This is a genomic window from Nonomuraea sp. MG754425, assembly GCF_021699195.1.
Lineage (GTDB): Bacteria > Actinomycetota > Actinomycetes > Streptosporangiales > Streptosporangiaceae > Nonomuraea.
Map to the genome: position 1 here is coordinate 1 of NZ_SSXE01000488.1, position 519 is coordinate 519.

Consider the following 519-nt stretch of genomic DNA (forward strand, 5'->3'; position numbering starts at 1 on the left):
CCTTCGCCGCGAGCGGCGTCCCCCCGTTCGGGACGGGCTCCGTGCCGACCCTGCTGCTGCGTATCGTCAACGATCCCCCTGATCTGGGCGATCTCCCGGGCCCGCTGCGGGAGCTGGTGGTGGCCGCGCTCGCCAAGGACCCGGCGCGCCGCCCCACGGCGCAGGCCCTCATGGACGCCCTGAGCACCGGCACGACGATCGTGCCACCGCCTCCCGCCACCGTCTCCCCGCCCGCGAACCAGAACACGGACGCGGACGCCCGCTCCCGCCCGGCGGCCAGGTGGCCCAGACTCGTGGCGGCGGGGGTGGCCCTGGCCGTGGCGGCGGGCGGAATCTCGGCGGCCCTGGCCATGCGCGACGACCGGCCCGCCGCCACCGGCCCGGCCACCTCCCCGGCGCGCCCGGCGCAGCCGGCCACCACCGGCCCCGCCGGCGACACGAGTCACACGGGCAACCCGCTGCGATCCGCCGATCCGGTCACCTTCTACTCCCCGCAGGAGCCGGGCGCCGCCCGCCAGG

1 pseudogene is annotated in these 519 nt (G+C 78.4%); it reads left to right on the forward strand.

The features are described 5' to 3' along the window. A pseudogene (locus tag FAF44_RS53615) lies at nucleotides 1-519 on the forward strand (hypothetical protein); the annotation flags it as partial.